Origin of the sequence: Lactobacillus panisapium (assembly GCF_019469265.1) — a bacterium.
In the GTDB taxonomy this organism is placed as follows: Bacteria; Bacillota; Bacilli; order Lactobacillales; family Lactobacillaceae; genus Lactobacillus; species Lactobacillus panisapium.
This window is the reverse complement of record NZ_CP048268.1, coordinates 1,680,585-1,701,682: the sequence shown is the minus strand read 5'-3', so window position 1 is coordinate 1,701,682 and position 21,098 is coordinate 1,680,585. Positions and strand designations below refer to the sequence as shown.

The following is a 21,098-nucleotide window of genomic DNA, read 5'->3' as shown; positions in this document are numbered from 1 at the left end:
AACATTAATTCTGGTTAAGTATTGACAACCTATTATCTTTAATGTACTATTTAGTAAACGTTTTCAAATAGATGGATTGTTACTGGTAAGGCAGGCGATACCGCAAAATAATATTTGTGGTACCGCTTGTTTTTTTATTAAGGAGGAGTATCAAGGCGGTGATCGTAAAAAAGAAATTTAACAATAATGTTATTATGACTGTTGATAAGAATGGCAATGAGTTAGTTCTGATTGGCAATGGTCTTGCTTTTAATACACGACCCGGCGACCCTGTTGATCAAAGTAAAGTAGAGAAAGTATTTCACATTGAATCTGGCAATAATACTGAATCATTTGCTGATTTTGTCAGTAAAATTCCTGACTGGGAATTGAATATGACTGAAGAAATTATCAATTATGGCGAGCAAGTCCTGGGAGTAAAGCTAAACAAGTACTTATATTTAAGCTTAACGGACCATATCGAAAATGCAGTGCAACGTAGTAAAGATGGCAATGATCTGACAAATCCCTTATTATGGGAAATAAAGGAACTTTATCCAAAAGAATATTCTGTTGCACAATATGCACTCAAAATTATTTATAAGTACACTCAAGTTGAGTTGCTAGAAGATGAGGCTGGCTTTATTGCTTTGCATTTTGTTAATACACAGCAAGAAAAGGAAAAGATGGGCCAAACAATGTCTATTCCTAAAATTGTTAAGGATATTTTAGCCATTGTTGAGCATAATTTTGGAATTAAACTGGACCGTAAGTCGACATCTTATGAACGTTTTTTGGTTCATTTAAAATTCTTTGCCCACCGTGTGGTTGATAATGAGAGCTTCCCCGAAGACAAAATCAAAATGGTGCAGCAATTAGCTGAGTCGTGGCCTGAAATTTATGATTGTGTAGGGAAAATCGATCAGTACATGCAGGATAAACATCAAATTACCATTAATGATGATGAAAAGTTGTACTTAATGCTTCATATCTATCGAGTCATTAAAAATTAAATATTTTTGGATTGTTACTGTTCAATCAGGCGATACCTCAACTGCTTCAAATTTTGAAGTGGAATAAGGTAGCGCCTTTTTTTGTTTTGAAAGGATTAAAAAATGTCAGAAAAAAATATCTTTCCGTCTAATTTTTTGTGGGGAGGAGCTGTTGCGGCAGATCAAATTGAAGGTGCATGTTTTGAAGGAGGCAAAGGACTAACTACTTCAGATATGTTTATTTATCAGCCAGATGCCAATCATGCTAGTTTAAATACTTCTAATATGACTAAGCAGCAAGTAATCAATGCAATTAATGATCAAAAAGGATATTATCCTAAGCGGCATGGAATCGACTTTTATCATACTTATAAGAGTGATCTGCAATATTTAAAGAAAATGGGTTTTAAAACTTTTCGTTTCTCAATTAACTGGGGCAGAATTTTTCCTAACGGCGATGAGGCTGAGCCTAATCAAGCTGGGTTAGACTTTTATGATCGTCTCATTGATGAAGTGATTGCAGATGGAATGGAACCAATCGTAACAATGCTACATTATGAAATTCCAATCAATATTACTTTAAAGTATGGGGGATTTAATAATCGGCAAGTCATTGATTTATTTACAAAATATGGTGAAACACTACTTGAGCATTTTGGTCATAAAGTTCGCTATTGGATTGTCATTAATCAAATCAACCTTGTTCATATTGAACCTTTTAATTCTACAGGTATTTGTGTTGACCAGGTCGATAACTTTGAAGAGGCGAAGTTTCAGGCAATTCATAATCAAATGGTTGCTAGTGCACGCATTGTCAAAAAAGCACATGAGCTTGATCCTGATTTGCAAATAGGAACTATGTTAGCAGACTTAACCGCTTATCCACAGGACAGTAATCCTGATAATGTGTTGTTAGCAATGCATCACAATCAAATGAGTTACTACATGACTGATGTGCAATTTCGTGGATATTATCCTGGCTATATTTTGCATTACTTTAAGCAGCATAATTATCACCTGGATATCACTGATCAAGACCGGAAAGTACTGCAAGGCAATACAATGGATTTCTTGGCTATTTCATATTATTTTTCACAAATGGTTGATGTCAAAAAGAGTACAGATTATTTGGCTACGGCACCTAATCCATATTTAAAGGATAATCCGTGGGGCTGGGCTATTGATCCTAAAGGATTATATAACTGCTTGTCACAATATTGGGATCGGTATCAAAAGCCAATTATGATAGCTGAGAACGGCCTTGGTATGTATGACAAATTGGAAAATGGCACAGTTAATGATGATTATCGGATTGAATATCTGAGAGAACATATTAAGCAACTGAAACGTTGTCTTGAAGATGGAATTGATATTTTTGCTTATTGTGCTTGGGGGCCAATCGATTTAGTAAGCTCCTCTTCGCAGGAAATGGAAAAACGTTACGGCTTTGTTTATGTTGACTACGATAATTGGGGCCGTGGCACAGGAAAGCGGTATTTAAAAAAGTCATTTGCATGGTACCAAAAAGTAATCGCAACTAATGGACGTGAAATATAGGAGAAAACTAATGGATTATGAGTTACTGGCTAACCAAATTATTACATTAATTGGTGGCTTGCAAAATATTGATCAAGTATGGAATTGTACGACTCGCTTGCGGTTTAAATTGAATGATAATTCATTAATTCAAGACCAAAAAATTCAGAATCTAACAGGAGTTTTGGGGACGCAAATGCGTAATGATCAATACCAAATTATTATTGGTAATGAGGTTGCCGAAGTCGAAAAAATTTTCGAACAAAAAATGAGTTCTACGAATACCAAGACAAAACCAACTATGGCAAAAAAGACTTTTCCTCAGAAAGAAGGACTTTTTAATCAAGTTATTGACGTCATTTCAGGAATATTTACCCCAATTTTGCCGGCAATTATTGGCGCAGGGATGATGAAATGTATTTTGTCCATTCTGACTTTAATCCATGCAGTTTCACCTCAAAGTGGCGTTTATCTTGTCTTTTTCATGATTTCTGATGCAGCATTCTACTTTTTGCCATTCCTAATTGCAGTATCTGCCTCAAGACGGTTTCATTTAAATGAATTTATTGGATTATCAGCCGCAGGGGTTCTTCTTTATCCGACGTTAATCAATGGTGCAGCAAAGCATTTGGCACCAATGAATTTTTTGGGACTAAAGATTCCTTATCTTGGTTATAGCTCATCAGTTATCCCGATTATTTTAGTAATTTGGCTAATGAGTTATGTGTATAAATATGTTGATAAATATATGCCAAAAGTTTTTCGCTTTATTTTAACCCCTGTCATCACGATGATTATCACGATTCCTATTGGGCTATTTGCATTGGCACCACTGGGTAATTACCTTGGCATGCTTTTGTCTTCTATTTTAGATTGGCTGTTTACTTATGCCGGGCCATTAGCAGGATTTTTACTGGCGGCATTTAACCCGCTAATTGTTATGACCGGTATGCATTATGCAATTATGCCAATTGCTATTCAAAATTTAGCTCGAACTGGTTATGATAATTTCTGGCTACCATTTGCATTAATCAGCAATGTGGCACAGGCAGGAGCATTATTGGCACTCGGAATTAAGTTTAAGAAGGCTGAAGAGAAGTCGATTGCTTTTTCTACCAGTGCTTCAGCAATTCTGGGCGTCACTGAGCCGGGACTTTTTGGTGTTACGTTAAAATTAAAAAAGCCGTTATATGCTGTGATGCTTGCTGGTGGTATTGGTGGGTTAATTGGTGTATTGCTTGGTGTTCGTACATATTCTTTTAGTGCACCTAATATTTTGATCTTACCAACATACATAGCGCCAAACGGTAGTATGAAAGGCTTAATTGCAATCGTTGTTGCCATTATTATTAGTTTTATTCTGGCATTTACTTTTACCTTTTTTCTAAAAATTGACACACTGGATGCAACCTCTGTTTCAGAAAATGAAAAAGATGAATCAGAAAATGAAAACACTATTGAGACTGAAAAAGCAGGTTCAAGTGAAGAAATATATAGTCCTGTAACTGGTAATTTACAGGATATTAAAACTGTTCCAGATGATACTTTTGCTGATGAAATTATTGGTCAAGGTGTTGCAATCAAGCCAACTGAGGGTAAAATTTTTGCTCCATTTGATGGTGAAATTACGATGACTTTTCGTACCAAACATGCTCTAGCATTTACTTCGAAAAATGGAATCGAGGTTCTTGTTCATGTTGGAATTGACACAGTTGAATTAAATGGCGAGGGCTTTAATTTACTGAAGCATAAAGGAGACCAAGTCAAAAAAGGTGAACCGGTTTTAGAATTTGATCCCGATTTTATTGCTAAAAAGGGTTATGAGTTAATTACACCAGTTGTGATTGCCAATTATAAGAAGTTTGCCAAAATCAATAAGTTATTAGATCAAAAAACGGTTAATCCGCAGCAAGTAATTATGAAAATTGATCTTTAATGCTAAAAGCATGCAAAAAGCGACTAATTTCTCAAATTAAGAGAAGTTAGCCGCCTTTTTGCTATTAGAAAATATTTAATCTAACACAGTTTTGCTAGTTACAATTATTGACGATTAATCATCAATTGGCTTACTCATAAATACGCCAGGATTTTCATCACTCATAATCGTCATCCCTGCCTGCAAATCTTCAATTTCTGCCACTACGTAGCTCTTTGCTTCCAAGCGCTTCACGATCAATTTCATCGTGTCTTCCGTTACTCCGGCTGGCAAAGTAAAGAGAATTCGCCGAACAAAATTGTCATTAACCTCGGCCGAGGAGGCATCGAGACTCATTACACCAGCAATTTCTGAATATTTACTAATTGCTTTTGCCATTTTAACTAGATTACCGCGAGAATTATCGGTTAAAACCGTCAAAACATATGACCCAGTCTTGATGTTCCAAGCATCGGATAACATATCAAGCAAGCGGGAGTGGGTCAAAATACCATAAAATTTATTTTCTTCGTCTAAAACCGAAATGTATGGTAAATCCTTAATTGTGAAGAATACTTTAAAAAATGGTGAATTAACTTTAATTGTTTTGGTGGCGTTTTTGAGCAGGTAGGTAACCGGCAAACTCATGTCTTTACCCTGAGATTTATGGCGGTAGATGTGCATCTTATAAATGTTTCCGCGGAAAATCGTCCCAGTATCATCTAAGATAGGCACACACCGATAGCCAGAGTCTTCTAAAATTTTAAGTGCTTCTTCAAGTGTTGCGTGTTCGTTAACTGTAGTTAGATAATCTTTTTTGATAACTAAAGATTTAATCAGCATGAAACTGCCTCCATTTTAAAAATAATCTGATTAGTCAACCATCACTCAAATGGTTTTTATTAAATAAAAATTAGAATAATTTTATTGAACAAATAGAGTTTAGCACGAGCTTGCCAAATTAAAAAGCTTTTTTACCGACTGAAATCAAAGTGTAATAGTCTTGGGCAATTTGCTTTTGGCTGGATGTGCTATTATTAAGTGCGACTAAAAGTAAGGGGTAATTTGATGAAAATAATTGCTGGCCTGGGTAATCCAGGCAGAAAATATGATGGTACAAAGCACAATACTGGTTTTATGGCAGTTGACCATTATTTACGGAAAAATGCGCTTGAACTTGAACGGGAAAAGTTCGAGGGTAAATATACAAAACAAAAAATTAATGGTGAAGATATTATCCTGCTTGAACCACAAACTTATATGAATGATTCTGGAAGATCAGTTGCTCAGTTTGCCCGTTTTTTCAAGGTTGAGCCACAAGATATCTTGATTATTCATGATGATATGGATATGCCATTGGGTAAAATCCGCATTCGTGCAAATGGTAAATCAGGCGGTCATAATGGTATTAAGAGCATTATCAGTGATCTAGGTTCTAGTAATTTCAACCGCTTGAAAATTGGAATTCGGCACCCAGATAATGTTACTGAAGCCAGTGTTATTTCGTGGGTCTTGTCCCCGTTTAATGCTGAGCAAAAAGACTTAATGGATGCTGCTTTTGAAACTAGCAGTGAGGTCATTGCCGATTTTATTGCTGGTAAAAGCAGTCAGTTTTTGATGAATAAGTATAACTAAATCATGCGTTTGACAGACTTAATCGAAAAAGATCAGGATTTAACCGCGTTTATTGCCAAAGCGGCACAAGTTAAAAACTCACTAATCACGGGCGCTAATGCCGGTGCTTTTAGTCTGCTTCTATGTCAGATTGTAACGACACTCAAGCAGCCTTTAATATTAATTGAGGAAAACGAAAATAAAGCTCAGAAACTGTATAGTGAATTAAATGCGGTTATGCCAGATGGCACTGTTCAAATTTTTCCACTTGATGCAACAATTGCTACGCAAACCGCTGTTAGTTCTCCTGATGAATTGAGCAGCAGAATTCAAACGCTGAACTTTTTGTTAAGCAAGCAAATGGGAATTGTGGTAACGACGCCGCAAGGAATGCAGTATCAACTTTCACAGCCTGAACAATATCAAGCTACTAGAAGAGCCTTTACCCCGGGTAAAGAGTTTGAATTATCTGAACTAACTAACTGGTTAATTCAAGCTGGTTATCGACGGGAAAACCTGGTTGCGCGGCCGGGTGAATTTGCTCTAAGAGGAGATATCCTTGATATTTACCCGCTAGATCGCGAAAATCCGATCAGAATCGAGTTCTTTGGTGACGAAATCGATACGATTAAGGAATTTGACCTAGCAAGTCAGCGTAGTCAAAAGCAGGTAGAAGAAGTTACGATTGGGGCAGCGCAAGACCGTGTATTTACAGCTGCTGACTTTAGTCGTGCGGCAAAAATGATTACGAAGGCAATGGGCGATGCTCCCGCACCAGAAGAGGCCGTCAAAGACCACTTTACCCAAATTCTGGATGAATTAAATGGCGGGACTTTACCGCAAAATTATGCTTTCTTAGTTGATTTTTTACTAGCAAAACCAAGTAGCTTACTGGACTATTTAGATTCGGATGGGTTAATTTTACTTGACGATTGGCCGTTAATTGATCAGGCAGTAAAGACAGTTGACCAACAAAATGCTGGCTTTATTGATGATGAATTAAAAACCGGTGCAATGTTGCCAGGGCAGCAGTTACGGGCTGATTTTCACCGCATTTGGTCCAAGGATCAGCATCACCACATTTATTTTTCACTCTTTCAGCGTAGCATCGGCCGCGTAAGACTTGGACAGTTATTTGATTGGCAGACACGTGAGCCGCAACAGTTTTTTAGTCAAATGCCGCTAATCAAAACTGAAATTGAGTCTTACCAAAGAAACGGCCAAACGGTTGTCTTACAAGCAGATAATCCTAAACGGGCGCGGCAGATTAGTCAGACGATGGCCGAATTTGGGATGGATATTCCGGTGGTTAATGCGGCAGATATTTCTGAGCAGCAAACACAAATTATTGTGGGTTCATTTACCAGCGGCTTTACGTTGCCAAATAATAATTTAGTTTATCTAACAGAACATGAACTGTTTAATAAAACCACCCATCACAATCGCCGAATTAAAACACTGGAAAATGCCCAGCGTTTGCGCAATTATACGGAGCTTAAGCCGGGCGATTATGTTGTTCACGTCAATCACGGGATTGGTCGCTTTGAAGGAATTAAGACCCTAGAAAATAATGGGGTTAAACGTGATTATATTACAATCACTTATCAACATGGCGATCAGCTATTTGTGCCAGCGGATCAACTGAAATTAGTTCAAAAATATGTTGCTTCGGAAGGTAAGACGCCACATGTTAACAAGCTAGGCGGAACAGAATGGGCTAAAACCAAACGCAAGGTTCAATCGAAGGTGGAGGATATTGCGGATGACCTGATTGATTTATACGCCAAGCGTGAATCTGAAAAGGGCTTTGCATATTCTCCCGATGATAGTTTGCAACGCGAATTTGAGGATGCTTTTCCGTACGTAGAAACACCTGACCAATTGCGTTCACTGAAAGAAATCAAGCATGATATGGAGCAAGATAAGCCGATGGACCGCCTATTGGTGGGGGATGTTGGCTTTGGTAAAACCGAGGTGGCATTGCGCGCCGCTTTTAAGGCTATTCAGGACAATAAACAGGTAGCTTTTTTGGTACCAACTACTATTTTGGCCCAGCAACACTATGAAACAATCCAAGATCGGTTTAAAAACTTTCCGGTCAATTACGCTGTTTTATCCCGCTTTCAAACTCCAGCTGAAGCTAAAAAAATCACAACGGGGTTAAAGGATGGCAAAATTGATCTGGTCGTTGGAACGCACCGGTTATTATCGAAGGATGTCCAGTTTAAGGATCTCGGATTGTTAATCGTCGATGAAGAGCAGCGCTTTGGCGTTAAACATAAAGAGCGGCTAAAGGAATTAAAGGCTAATATCGATGTCTTGACTTTGACGGCAACGCCAATTCCGCGAACGCTTCACATGTCAATGGTGGGAGTGCGTGATTTATCTGTTATGGAGACACCGCCATCTAACCGTTATCCGATTCAAACTTATGTGATGGAACAAATTCCTAGCGTCATTAAGGATGCCTGCTTGCGCGAAATGCAGCGCGGTGGCCAAGTCTTTTACTTACACAATCGCATTGATGATATTGATGAAGTTGTTAATCATTTAGAAGATTTGATGCCAACGGCTAGGATTGTGAGTGTCCATGGACGCATGAGCAAGAACCAGATGGAAGATATTCTGTACCGTTTCTTGAATCGTGAATTTGATATTTTGGTGACCACCACAATTATTGAAACAGGCATCGACATGCCCAACGTTAATACAATGATTATTGAAGACGCCGACCATTATGGGTTAAGTCAGCTATACCAGTTGCGTGGCCGCATTGGCCGGAGCGCACGGCTAGCCTATGCTTATTTCTTGTATCAGCCTAACAAGGTGCTCACGGAAATAGGGGAAAAGCGGCTTGATGCTATTCGTGATTTTACCGAGCTTGGTTCGGGTTTTAAAATTGCGATGCGTGATTTGTCAATTCGTGGAGCAGGCAATATGCTGGGCGCCCAGCAGCACGGCTTTATTGATAGTGTTGGGTATGATTTGTATTCACAGATGCTGGCAGATGCCATTAAAACGCGTAAGGGCAAGAAAAAGCTTAAAAAGAGTAACGCAGAAATTGATCTGGGCTTGGAAGCATATATTCCAGAAAGTTATATCGCTGACCAGGAAGAAAAGATCGAGTTCTACAAGAAAATTAAGGCGGCTGATGTTGATGAAATTGCACAAATTCAGGATGAGTTAATTGATCGCTTTGGTGATTATCCGGAGCCGGTTGAAAATCTCCTCGCAATTTCGAAATTGAAGACTGAGGCGGATCTGGCGCAGGCTTTAACTATTACTAAAAGCAATAATCAAGTCAAAGTTGAATTTGATAACGAGGCAAGCCGAGAGCTGGAAGGACCGAATATTTTTAAAGCCTTGGAACATGTGAGTTTAAAGGCTAGAATTAACTTATCGCCACAAAAACGGTTAATTGTTTTATTAGAATTGCCAGCTAAAATTCAGAGCAGACAGCTTTTTAATGAATTAACAACATTTATGGCCGGCGCTAATGATATTATTCAAAGATAATTTGAGGTAAAAAATGAGAATAGATAAATTTTTAAAAGTTTCCCGTTTGGTCAAAAGACGTCCAGTAGCTAAGGAAATGGCCGATCAGGGTCGAATCAAAGTTAATGATAAGGTCGTTAAGTCGAGTTACGATGTCAAGATCGGTGATGTTATTGAAGTCGGCTATGGCGCTAAAGAAGTAAAAGCCAAGGTCTGTGACATTAAGGAAACAACCAAAAAAGCAGAAGCAAGTGAACTATATGAATTAGTTGATTAATTACTTTGTTATTTAATGACTTTTATAAGTGGTCTTGCTATAATGAAATTAGTAATTTTAGTAATAGAAGGAAAAAATTATGAAAGGACCACGTATTTACAATTCGCTTAGTCCAGAAGAGCGAGTTGCACGCTTGAGAAAAAAGCAGGAAAAACGGGAAAAAGAAGTACATCGTGTTCGACGCAACAGGATTATTGCGGCTTTTTTAGTTTTGTTTGCCTTTTTAGGCATTCAACTAGCAGTTACGCATGCGCAAACTAACCGCATTAATGAGCAAGTGCAAACGTCTAAGAAATCGTTAAAGCAGATTAATAATCAGAAAAAGATTTTATTGGCTAAACGCGATGACTTGAAGGATCCTGACTACGTGGCCAAACTTGTTCGCTTCAAGTTCTTGTATTCTAAGCCAAATGAAACAGTTTATAATTTACCTGAGGACAAAGATAACAATTAATGAAATACCAAGTAGGACAGCGCGTTACTGGTAAAATTAACAATATTACCGATTTAGGCATCTTCGTATCGCTACCGCAAAATACTTCAGGCCTTATTCACCATAATGATTTTGGCGATAACTGGCTGCATGAAAAGCGCCACTATCAGGTCGGAGAGACGATTAGGGTAGTCGTAATTAATAACTTCAAAGGTAAAATAGGGTTATCAAAAACGCGGATTAATGATCCTAGTTTAATTGACCATACTAATGAATTTTCAACCACCAAAAAAGAAGACTTCTTAACCGTTTTAGCTAAGACAGTTGCTGATGCCGAAAAGGAAATTAACAAATTACAGCAAGAATTGACCGATTATGCTAGTTGATGATTTTTTTAAGCGTCATGGGTTGCCCCTTGAGAATAAGACGCTCGTAGTTGCTACTAGTGGCGGCCCCGATTCGATGGCACTGCTAGATATGCTGGAGGAACTTCAGTCGCAGTATCATTTAGCCATCATTGCGGCCCACTTGGATCACCAATTACGTGCTGATTCGGCTCGTGAAGGTGAAGTAATTGCAGCTTACTGCCGTGACAAGCCAATTAAGGTGGTTAATGGGGTGTGGCCGACTGTTTTACATCCCCAAAAAGGAGTTGAAGCTGCCGCCCGCGAATATCGGTACCACTTTTTAGTGCAAGTGATGCAAGAAAATAATGCCGATTATCTCTTGACTGCACATCATTGTGACGATCTTTTAGAAAATATTTTATTGAAGTTTATTCGTTCGGGAAATCCAAGTGAAATGAATAGCTTACAGGCCGTAACTAAAATGAAAGACAGGACGCTCTTGCGTCCGTTTTTGTCTTTAGAAAAAGAAACGCTGCTGAAATATGATCAGGAAAAGCAGATTCCGTATGTGATTGATGAGACCAACAATGAAGACGACGTTTTGCGTAATCGTCTGCGCCATCACCTTGTTCCATTATTAAAACAAGAAAATCCTCAAATTGGTCTGAATGCTCTGCGCTTTACTAACCAGCTTAATTTGGTAGATTCATTGGTTGAGTTAGAATTTAGCCAGCTCGGACAGCCAGAGAATTTTTTAGGAATTGCTTACCGCGTCAAAACTTCGCATCTTGCATCTTTATCTAAAAAGCAACAGCTTTTTTACTGGCAGTATTTTATTTGGCAAAAATTTCATATTCGCGTCAATGAGCACTTAGGCGAGTTTAACTTAATTACTTACCAAGCCTATTTTTATCTTTACCAAAATAATTTGCCACCGCAAGAAAAACTGCATCATGTTAGTGTGGGGCAAAAGTTCGATTTTAATAACCGCCACTGCTTAATTGCAACCAGGCCGTGTACTTCTGGCAAGCTAGTTGGACGGTTTTATGCTCCAGCTAGTGCAGCTCTAGTCGTTGGTTCATTAACTCCCGGCACGCGGCTGGAGTTAATATCAGGGCAGCACGTTAAAAGCAAGAAAAAATTTGCTGCTAAGGGAATCCCCAATGTTTTACGCCCATACTGCTTGGCAGTGTTAGCAGATGAGGTGCCCGTTTTTGTTGAAAAAACGTATGTTAAGCGAAATAAGCGAACTGAATTGCAGCAATATTATTTATATGACAATATTTAATAAGATATTTTAAAATATTAGAGCATCACTGAAATTTGTGTTAAACTTTTATTCGTATATCCTTAGGAACTTTGCGGAGGTTTTTTATGAAAAATAACCGGAATCGGCTGTTTTCAAACGGCTTGTTCTATATTGTTGTTTTCCTGTTATTATTGGGGGGAATCAACTGGGCACTTGGTGGAACTGATAATTCCGGTGGTAGTGAAAACATTAGCTACTCGGAATTTGTGAAGGATTTAAATGACGGAAAAGTTAAAAACTTTAACGTTCAGCCTTCCAATGGTGTTTACACTGTATCAGGCAGTTACAAGACTGCTCAGGGTACCAAGGGACAGTCAAAAAATAGTTTTGACTTCTTCAATGGTAATTCTGGTTCTAAAGTAACGCGTTTTTCGACAACGATGTTGCAAAATGATTCAAGTGTTTCGAATGTTCAAAACTTAGCTGAAAAGAGTGGTACAAAGATGACCACTCAGGGCGAATCACAGTCTGGTAATTGGATTTCCACGATTGTGATGCTTGTGCCAACCATTTTGTTCATCGTGATGCTTTGGATGATGATTAGTCAAAGCAGTGGCGGTGGCCGTGGTGGTAACGGCGGCATCATGAATTTTGGTCGCTCACACGTTAAGCCAGAAGATCCGAAGAAAAATAAAGTTCGTTTCTCTGATGTTGCAGGTGAAGAAGAAGAAAAGCAAGAATTGGTTGAAGTGGTTGAGTTCCTTAAGAATCCAGCCAAATTTACCAAGCTTGGTGCTAAAATTCCGTCTGGTGTTTTGCTTGAGGGTCCTCCGGGTACTGGTAAGACCTTACTTGCGCGGGCAGTTGCTGGTGAAGCCAATGTACCATTTTTCTCAATTTCTGGTTCAGACTTTGTAGAAATGTTTGTCGGTGTTGGTGCCAGTCGTGTACGTGATTTATTTACCAATGCTAAGAAAAATGCACCAAGTATTATCTTTATCGATGAAATTGATGCAATCGGTCGTCGTCGTGGTAGCAATGCCAGCGGTGGTGGTAACGATGAACGTGAACAGACCTTAAACCAGTTGTTAGTTGAAATGGATGGTTTCGAGGGCAATGAAGGTGTAATTGTTATTGCCGCAACTAACCGGTCCGATGTATTGGATCCAGCTTTGCTTCGTCCTGGTCGTTTTGACCGGAAAGTCTTGGTTGGTACTCCGGATGTTCGCGGACGTGAAGCTATTTTACGGGTTCACGCTAAGAACATGCCGTTAGCTGACGACGTTGATTTAAAGGAAATTGCGCGCCAAACACCAGGTTTTGTTGGTGCCGATTTGGCCAACCTGTTGAATGAAGCTGCATTGCTTGCGGCTCGGCGCAATGGCAATGAAATTACTGCAAGTGATTTAGATGAAGCTGAAGATCGTGTCATTGCCGGCCCAGCTAAGCGTAATAGCATGATTTCTAAGAAAGAGCGTCAGCGAGTTGCCTTTCACGAAGCCGGTCACTCCATTTGTGGGCTGGTCTTAAGCGATTCACGGACAGTTCGTAAAGTTACTATCGTACCTCACGGACGGACTGGTGGTTACAACCTGATGTTGCCAAAAGACGATCAGTTCCTGTTGACTAAGAAACAATTAATGGAACAAATTGTTGGTTTAATGGGTGGTCGTGCAGGTGAAGAAGTTGTTGTTGGTGACCAATCAACTGGTGCCTCAAACGACTTCGAGCAGGCAACGCAAATTGCTCACAGCATGGTTGTTAATTATGGTATGACCGATTCTTTAGGAATGGTTGAGCTTGAAAAAGAGGGCGAAACTAATCCATACGGCTTTAAACCATATAGTGAAGCAACTTCTGCTAAGATTGATGAAGCAGTGAAGAAGATTCTTGACGAAGCTCATGAACAAGCGGTTGAAATTGTTAAGAATAATCGTGAAAAGCACCACATCATTGCGGAAGCTTTGCTGAAGTATGAAACTTTAGACGAAAAGCAGATTATGTCACTCTACACTACTGGAAAAATGCCTGAAAAGACGGTTGAAGAATATCCAAGTGAGTCTAAAGCGTCAACTTATGAAGAAGCAAAAGCTGCTGCTGAAAAGAAAGAAAATCATAAGGCAGATGGTGCAGATTCATTGCCACCAAGTGAGCAAAAACAAGAGCAAATTTCTGAAGAGGAAAAATCCGAAACTCCTTTAGAAAAGAATAAAGAAGCAGAAGAAAGAAATCCTGAGAATCCAGAAAAGCTTGAATTTCCTGAGGAAAATGGTTCAGAAAAAGCAGATATTGCTGAGTCTGAGCAAAACAAAGATTCTAATTTAAGTGATGACGATCACTCTGATGATCATTCACAAAATTAATAATTAATAGGGCCTGTGTTGGGCTCTATTTTTTTAGGAGAATAAAAATGAGCGACTATTTAATTAAAGCAATTGATAAAACTAAAAATTTACGTTTGTTAACGATTAATGCCAAAAATTTAGTACAAGAAGCACAAACTAGACACGACACTTGGTCTGCTTCTTCTGCCGTTTTAGGAAGAACTTTAGTTGCTGGTGTATTGCTAGCAGGGGCTGAATTGACCGATCAAGAAGAGTTAACTGTTCGCTTGCTTGGCAATGGTCCTGTTGGACCAACGATTGTTACGGCTAAGTCTGACTTAACGGTTAAAGGCTATGTGAAAAATCCGCATATTGCATTACCGCCGAAAGATGATGGTCATATTGATGTTAAAAAGGCAGTGGGTGATGGCTGGCTCGAAGTGACCAAAGATTTAGGTTTGAAAGAACCATACACAGGGCAAGTACCAATTGTTTCTGGCGAAATTGCCGAAGATGTTGCATACTATTTAACAAAGTCGGAACAAATTCCTTCTGCTGTTGGACTGTCCGTTTTTGTTAATCCCAATAATTCAATTGGCGCTGCTGGTGGTTTTATGTTGCAAGCCTTACCGGGAGCAAGTGATTCTTTAATCGATCATACAATTGAGCGGATTAACAATTTGCCAGCACTGTCTAGTTCATTCTTAGATGGGATGACGCCTGAAGAGTTAGCCAAGTTAATTTTGGGTGATGACTGCAAGATTTTAGCAAAAGACGATGTTGCATTTAAATGTGATTGCTCGAAAGAAAAATATGCCCAAATTTTGGCTACACTCAAAACGAGTCAATTGCAAGAAATGATTGCCAAAGATCATGGTGCAGAATTAACTTGCAATTTCTGTGGTAACAAGTATAACTATACAGAAGAGGAACTAAAGGCAATTTTAGCTGATAAAAAGTAATATTTAGTTCGACAAAAATTGGCGTGAAATAACGATATTTTTATAAACAGGTAAAAGTCATGATATCCAACTACTTAAAAAAATTAATTTTAAAAATCGGTGTTGCTCGGGTCATGGCTTTTATTGTGCTTTTAATTATTAGTTATGCGGTGTATTTTTTACAGCCTTATTTGATTAATCAGTTATTTGCGCAAAAACAAACGCAAACTAACAGGGTAATTGTTCTGTTATTACTAGCAATTTCGCTCATGATGATGCCGCTAATTAATTGCCTCAACAACGGTTTTATCCAGGCTGTGCGCAAATATTCCAAACAGGAACTATGGGCAGATATTACTAAAAAGCCGCTGAGTTATTTTGCTAGACAATCGGTTGGCAAAGTCCAGAGCTATATTAAGGATGTATCCTTTGCTTGTCGCGAATTAGAACAAACTAGTTTGGCTGTTGTAATTCAAATGGCTGTGATGTTGCTGTTATATACGATCCTGCTTAGTCTGCAAAATATTTGGCTGGGGTTGGCCTACTTATTGTTTTTTATCGGTTACCTATTAGTTTCGATAATGATGGCAAGGAAAAATCGGCAAAATGTGGCTTCTTCTTTAAGTAGTGCCTCTAAAGTCAATGAGTATATTGTTGATTATTATCGTAATGTTGAAACAATTATGTCGAGTGACGCAGCTAAATATGAACAGGACAAGATGGACAAAATTCTTGCCCACGAGCAAAGTTCATTTATCAAGGTCCAAGCAATTACAAACAAGGCAGCGCTGCTGCAACAATTAATGATTGTTATCTTAGCTTGTGTGATTGCAGGTATTAGTCAATTTTTATTAGGCACTCATGACTCACAGTCCCTTTCAATTGTGCTGATTTTATTGTATTCCATCTTAAATTTGTCCGGCTTTGGTACACAATATTTGGCAATTGAGGAACTGCTAAACCGGATTCGGGCAGGGCTTGCTGAACTTGAATACGGTAAAGTAGAAAAAGTTCCACTCACTTGCTTCGACCTGGACGGCAGTAAACAAGAAATTATCATTAACGGCATCAGTTATTCATATCACGGACAACACCTGGTTTTAAGTAATTTAAAGCTCAATTTTAAAAAGGGCGAAATGTCCGCGCTGATTGGCCCGAACGGAGCGGGAAAGAGTACCTTGCTAAAAATTATCAGTGGCTTTTATCAGCCGGATAAAGGGCAGATTATTCTTCCGTTTAGTGATAGGCCTACCATAATGTATGTTGCGCAGGATGCCTCCTTGTTTAATCGGTCTCTAATGGCCAATATCTGTTATCCAGACCATCAAGTTGATCTTCAGAAAATTTACGGTTTAGTCCAGGAAATTGGCTTAGATTCACTGATTAAATCCCCGACTGATTTAATTGATAAAACGCCTGGAGATTTTAAGAATAAAATTTCAGGCGGTGAGGAACAAAAAATCCTCTTTTTGCGGGCGATCATCACTAAACCACAAATTTTGTTGTTAGATGAATTTACGAGTAATTTGGATGAAAAATCGATTGCTACCGTCTATAAAATGCTTAAACAATATTTACCTAAGAGTACGATTATTAGTGTCATTCACCGGACAGCTGAACTTCGCTATTATAAACATGTGGTGGAGTTGTAAAAAACTAGGGCTAGCACTTAATTATTCCTTAAAATTAGGGTGCGGCAATTACTAAATTTGATTATAATGGAGAAGTTGAATCGAAATAGAATAAGGAGTGTAACTAAATGCTAAACGTGTATATTGTGCGTCATGGTCAAACTGATACTAATAAAACCTTAGCCATTAATGGTTCAGGAACCAACCTGCCCTTAAACGAAACAGGAATTAAGCAGGCTGAAGCTTTACGTGATAGTTTTGACATTAATAAAATTGATTATGTCTACGCCAGCCCCTTAACTAGGGCTAAGCAAACGGCTGAGATATTGAATCAAAATAAGCACAACATTATTTATGATGACCGGCTTAAGGAAATGAATTATGGTAATTGGGACGGAAAATCTGCTGCAGATATTCGCTCGAAATACCCACAGGCCTTTGATGATTTAGGGTATTTTACTGAAAATTATACTAATTATTGTACCGGTGAAAGTTACGAGCATTTAGCTGCACGTTTAACCGACTTTTGGCATGACCTTGTTCAGCGGCATGTGAATGAATCAGTTGCATTGGTATTCCATGGTACTGCTTCGCGGTCGATGGTACAGAACATTTTGGGAAGCAAGAAAATTTCTAAAATTGGTGAAATGCAAAATGCTGGTGTCACCAATATTTCAGTTGACGATCACAGTAAAGAAGCCTTTTTGCGTTACTACAATCGGGTTGCACCGTGCAATTTCTTTATTGAATAATCAAAAATTAAATTACTTAAATTTTAGCATGCATAATAGCCAGAAATTTTGCTTATAAGATCCTTTTTGTTATGATGTTAAAGTATTTGAAAGGATGATTTGGTGAATAATAGCTGGAAAATTCGCGAAATAACCATCCCAAACCGGGTTGTTGTAGCGCCGATGGCCGGAGTATCGAATTCGGCTTTTCGGATGATTTGTAAGGAATTCGGTGCCGGCTTGGTTGTATGCGAGATGATTTCTGATCATGGAATCATTTATCGTAATAAAAAGACAATGTCGATGATGCAGGTTGATCCGCGTGAACACCCAATGAGTATTCAAATTTTTGGTGGTACAGAGGAAACCCTGCTTGAAGCGGCACAATATATTGATCAACACACGGCGGCTGATATTATTGATATTAATATGGGGTGTCCGGTGCCAAAAATCACTAAGACCGATGCGGGGTCGAAGTGGCTTTTGGATGCTAACAAAATTTATCAAATGGTGCACGCCGTAGTCCAAAATGTTTCTAAGCCCGTTTCCGTTAAAATGCGGATTGGTTGGGATCGTAAGCATATTTTTGCAGTTGAAAATGCCTTAGCTGCCCAAGAAGCTGGTGCCAGTATGATTGCGATGCACGGCAGAACGCGAAAACAAATGTATGCCGGTGAAGCAGACTGGGAGACGCTTCATGAGGTAGCTCAAGTACTTGATGTGCCATTTGTTGCTAACGGCGACATTACAACACCTGAACTTGCTAAAAAGGCCTTAGATGAAATTGGCTGTACCGCTGTCATGATCGGCCGCGCTGCTTTAGGTAATCCGTGGATTGTCAAAGATATGGTGCATTATTTGGACACTGGTGAAAAGCTCGCACCTCAGACGGTTCGTGAGCGGGTAGCAACTGCTAAACACCAGTTGAAGGGCCTAGTAGATCTTAAGGGTGAAAAAATTGCTGTCCCAGAGTTTAGGCAACAAGCAGCATATTATTTGAAGGGAATTCCCCGTTCAGCCCGTACTCGTGCTAAAATAAATGAAGTTTGGACGGCACAAGAGGTTTATGACTTACTTGACAATTTTGTTGAGGACTACGAAACAAGGCAAGCACAAAAGGCTGCTAGAAGCGAAAATAGAAAGATAATGGAGGAAAAGTAATTGGCTAAAAGTGAAATGAACGACCAATTAATCGTTCGCCGCCAAAAAATGGAAGAATTACGCGAAAATGGGATTGAGCCATTTGGCATGAGAAAATTTGACCGGCAAGATTTGGCTCGAACTTTAAATGAAAAATACGCACAAGATGATAAGGATGAGTTAAATAGCGAGCTCCCTAAGACCAAAGTTGCTGGCAGAATGTTGGCAAAAAGAGGTAAGGGTAAAGTTGGTTTTGCTGATCTTTATGACAGAACTGGTAAGATTCAGATTTACGTTCGTAAAGACATCGTCGGTGAAGAGAACTACCAGATTTTCAAAAAATCTGATATTGGTGACTTCTTAGGTATCGATGGCGAAGTGATGAAGACCGATACTGGTGAATTAACGATTCGGGCTTTGCACGTAACTTTCTTATCTAAAGCTTTACGGCCTTTGCCAGATAAATACCATGGTTTGAAGGACGTTGAACAAATCTACCGTCAACGTTATTTGGACTTAATTACTAATCACGAAAGTTATGAACGTTTTGTTAACCGGACTAAGATTATTCAAGCAATCCGTGATTTCTTGAATGGTAAGGACTTCTTGGAAGTTGAAACGCCAGTTTTACACAATATTCCTGGTGGTGCTGAAGCTCGGCCATTTATTACTCACCACAATGCTCTTGATATTGACTTATACATGAGAATAGCACTTGAATTACCTCTTAAGCGCTTGATTGTCGGTGATATGGAACGGGTCTACGAAATTGGTCGTGTGTTCAGAAATGAAGGTTTAGATACTCACCATAATCCAGAATTTACCGAACTGGAAACCTATGCCGCATACTGGGACTTCCACGATGTGATGGATGAAGCAGAAGGCATTATTCGAGCAGCTGCTAACGTTGTTACGGATGATGGTAAGGTAACTTACCAGGGTACCGAAATTGATCTTGGCAAGCCATTCCGTCGTGTTCACATGGTTGATTTGATTAAAGAAAAAACCGGTGTTGATTTCTGGAAAGAAATGAGCGTTGAGGAAGCAACTAAGATTGCTGAAGATCATGATATCAAGGTGGAAAGTTTCTGGAAGGTTGGTCACATTATCAACGCTTTCTTTGAAAAATACTGTGAAGAAACAATTGTTGACCCAACCTTTGTCTATGGTCACCCAGTTGAAATTTCACCACTGGCTAAAAAGAATGCTGATGATCCTCGGTTTACTGATCGTTTTGAAATCTATATCATGGGTGAAGAATACGGTAATGCCTTTTCTGAATTGAATGACCCAGATGATCAACGTGAACGGTTTGAAGCACAAATGGCAGAGCGTGAAGCCGGTAACGATGAAGCTGATATGATTGATGAAGATTACTTGCGGGCAATGGAATACGGAATGCCGCCTACAGGTGGTCTCGGCATCGGTATTGACCGTTTGGTAATGCTTTTAACTGATGCACCAGCAATTAGGGATGTTTTACTCTTCCCAACAATGCGTCCTGAAAGAATTGAAGACATCGAACGCGAAGTTGAAGAAGACATGAAAAAGAAAAAAGATAATTAAACAGTAAAAGACAAGCCTTTGATGGCTTGTCTTTTTTGTTTGTGATTATTAATTGATAGTTAACTAAGAAAATGACCGTTTACTCATAGCCCATTTCGGTATAGTATTTCGTGATTTTTTCCTTTAAAATGACCTGTAAATCTTTGGTAGCATCAAAGAAGAAGTACCAGTTTTGTAAAAGCCGTAACCAAGTACTTAATTTATGCCATGACAGCAGATCATCTTTTTGCAATTCCTGATATCGCGCTACGTCGCTTTGATTAATAAGTTCAATGAAGCTGCTAAGGGCAATTTTGTCAGTTTTAACACCTTGGTAAAAGGCAAAGGCAAGGCACTGCTCCTCATCATCGACAAAGGGCGCGTCCATCGTTTTAAAAATTGTCGGGATTATTTGCATAACCCTGCTTTGCTCCTGTTTCAAAAACTTAGGATGGCTTAAAGCTGCCCCCAGAAAGTCACTACCGTGGGCAATGCTATGGGCCCAGCCTTTGCCTTCAACATAGCCGCGATAATCTTTTTCGCGCAGGAGGTAGTCAATGCTCCATGCAAAGAGCTGCTTTCGTTGCTCGTTCGTCAAAATTTCTGTTTCCTGATCTGTTTCGAGTATGACGGAGCCTAATAAGGCACTGAATGATCTTAAAAAAACATTATCATTTTGTGGTTTAGCAATATCTTTAAAGAGCTTCTTTTTTGTTATAAATGTATTAATAATAGTTTGTTCTTGCTCATGAGTAAATGCGCGTTCTAAAAAGCCGCGGGCAAATAAAGTATAGACAAGATCATCGCGAATAACTGGATCTAAGTTACCGATGTTGCCCAGCAACAATTGCACTTGATTATCCGTAAATTTTAATTCGCCTTCGGGGCATCTGACTAATTTTTCTAGGCTATGTTTCATTGTTATCACCAACCTCAATACAGAATTTTT

Annotated in this window: 17 protein-coding genes; 15 read left to right on the top strand and 2 right to left on the bottom strand. The window is 39.0% G+C overall.

What is annotated here, in order from left to right; translation table 11 throughout:
* Positions 1 to 158: 158 nt before the first annotated feature.
* From licT to GYM71_RS08075, 3 genes are all read left to right on the top strand, one after another.
* On the top strand, positions 159 to 992 hold the full coding sequence (gene licT / locus GYM71_RS08085; RefSeq protein WP_220220075.1) for a BglG family transcription antiterminator LicT: 834 nt from the start codon (positions 159 to 161) through the stop codon (positions 990 to 992).
* A 102-nt stretch (positions 993 to 1,094) separates the two neighbouring features.
* A complete protein-coding gene (locus tag GYM71_RS08080; protein ID WP_220220074.1) occupies positions 1,095 to 2,528 on the top strand; it encodes a glycoside hydrolase family 1 protein in 1,434 nt (477 codons plus the stop codon).
* Between the two features lie 10 nt (positions 2,529 to 2,538).
* Positions 2,539 to 4,443, top strand: coding sequence for a beta-glucoside-specific PTS transporter subunit IIABC (locus tag GYM71_RS08075; RefSeq protein ID WP_220220073.1), 1,905 nt, complete (start codon positions 2,539 to 2,541; stop codon positions 4,441 to 4,443).
* A gap of 114 nt (positions 4,444 to 4,557) precedes the next feature.
* Here the strand turns inward: GYM71_RS08075 and cbpA are convergent, their stop codons facing one another.
* Complete coding sequence (gene cbpA, locus GYM71_RS08070; protein ID WP_103752345.1) at positions 4,558 to 5,265, bottom strand: cyclic di-AMP binding protein CbpA; 708 nt, start codon at positions 5,263 to 5,265, stop codon at positions 4,558 to 4,560.
* Positions 5,266 to 5,490: 225 nt separating this feature from the next.
* Between cbpA and pth the strand changes: the two genes are divergently transcribed.
* The 12 genes from pth (at position 5,491) to lysS (ending at position 20,170) form a co-directional block, all read left to right on the top strand.
* A complete protein-coding gene (gene pth / locus GYM71_RS08065; protein ID WP_220220072.1) occupies positions 5,491 to 6,057 on the top strand; it encodes an aminoacyl-tRNA hydrolase in 567 nt (188 codons plus the stop codon).
* A gap of 3 nt (positions 6,058 to 6,060) precedes the next feature.
* Positions 6,061 to 9,552, top strand: coding sequence for a transcription-repair coupling factor (gene mfd, locus GYM71_RS08060; RefSeq protein ID WP_220220071.1), 3,492 nt, complete (start codon positions 6,061 to 6,063; stop codon positions 9,550 to 9,552).
* 13 nt (positions 9,553 to 9,565) lie between these two features.
* The gene (locus GYM71_RS08055; protein WP_103752348.1) at positions 9,566 to 9,808 is read left to right on the top strand and encodes an RNA-binding S4 domain-containing protein; all 243 of its coding nucleotides are present in this window, start codon (positions 9,566 to 9,568) and stop codon (positions 9,806 to 9,808) included.
* A 76-nt stretch (positions 9,809 to 9,884) separates the two neighbouring features.
* Positions 9,885 to 10,262 carry an FtsB family cell division protein gene (locus tag GYM71_RS08050; protein WP_103752349.1) on the top strand — a complete coding sequence of 126 codons (378 nt, stop codon included), beginning with the start codon at positions 9,885 to 9,887 and terminating at the stop codon, positions 10,260 to 10,262.
* Complete coding sequence (locus GYM71_RS08045; RefSeq protein ID WP_220220070.1) at positions 10,262 to 10,627, top strand: S1 RNA-binding domain-containing protein; 366 nt, start codon at positions 10,262 to 10,264, stop codon at positions 10,625 to 10,627. Before GYM71_RS08050 ends, GYM71_RS08045 begins: the two co-directional genes overlap by 1 nt.
* A complete protein-coding gene (gene tilS / locus GYM71_RS08040) occupies positions 10,617 to 11,876 on the top strand; it encodes a tRNA lysidine(34) synthetase TilS (protein WP_220220069.1) in 1,260 nt (419 codons plus the stop codon). Before GYM71_RS08045 ends, tilS begins: the two co-directional genes overlap by 11 nt.
* Before the next feature lie 86 nt (positions 11,877 to 11,962).
* Positions 11,963 to 14,200, top strand: a complete 2,238-nt coding sequence (ftsH, locus tag GYM71_RS08035) for an ATP-dependent zinc metalloprotease FtsH (protein WP_220220068.1) — start codon at positions 11,963 to 11,965, stop codon at positions 14,198 to 14,200.
* A gap of 47 nt (positions 14,201 to 14,247) precedes the next feature.
* A complete protein-coding gene (hslO, locus tag GYM71_RS08030; RefSeq protein WP_103752353.1) occupies positions 14,248 to 15,123 on the top strand; it encodes an Hsp33 family molecular chaperone HslO in 876 nt (291 codons plus the stop codon).
* Positions 15,124 to 15,182: 59 nt separating this feature from the next.
* Positions 15,183 to 16,754 carry an ATP-binding cassette domain-containing protein gene (locus tag GYM71_RS08025; protein WP_220220067.1) on the top strand — a complete coding sequence of 524 codons (1,572 nt, stop codon included), beginning with the start codon at positions 15,183 to 15,185 and terminating at the stop codon, positions 16,752 to 16,754.
* A gap of 107 nt (positions 16,755 to 16,861) precedes the next feature.
* The gene (locus GYM71_RS08020) at positions 16,862 to 17,485 is read left to right on the top strand and encodes a histidine phosphatase family protein (RefSeq protein WP_220220066.1); all 624 of its coding nucleotides are present in this window, start codon (positions 16,862 to 16,864) and stop codon (positions 17,483 to 17,485) included.
* A 102-nt stretch (positions 17,486 to 17,587) separates the two neighbouring features.
* Positions 17,588 to 18,625, top strand: coding sequence for a tRNA dihydrouridine synthase DusB (gene dusB, locus GYM71_RS08015; protein ID WP_220220065.1), 1,038 nt, complete (start codon positions 17,588 to 17,590; stop codon positions 18,623 to 18,625).
* Positions 18,626 to 20,170 carry a lysine--tRNA ligase gene (gene lysS / locus GYM71_RS08010; RefSeq protein WP_103752357.1) on the top strand — a complete coding sequence of 515 codons (1,545 nt, stop codon included), beginning with the start codon at positions 18,626 to 18,628 and terminating at the stop codon, positions 20,168 to 20,170.
* 79 nt (positions 20,171 to 20,249) lie between these two features.
* Here lysS and GYM71_RS08005 read toward each other — a convergent pair whose 3' ends face one another.
* Entirely contained in the window at positions 20,250 to 21,068 is an 819-nt protein-coding gene (locus tag GYM71_RS08005) for a DUF2785 domain-containing protein (protein WP_220220064.1), read from the bottom strand.
* Between the last annotated feature and the right edge of the window lie 30 nt (positions 21,069 to 21,098).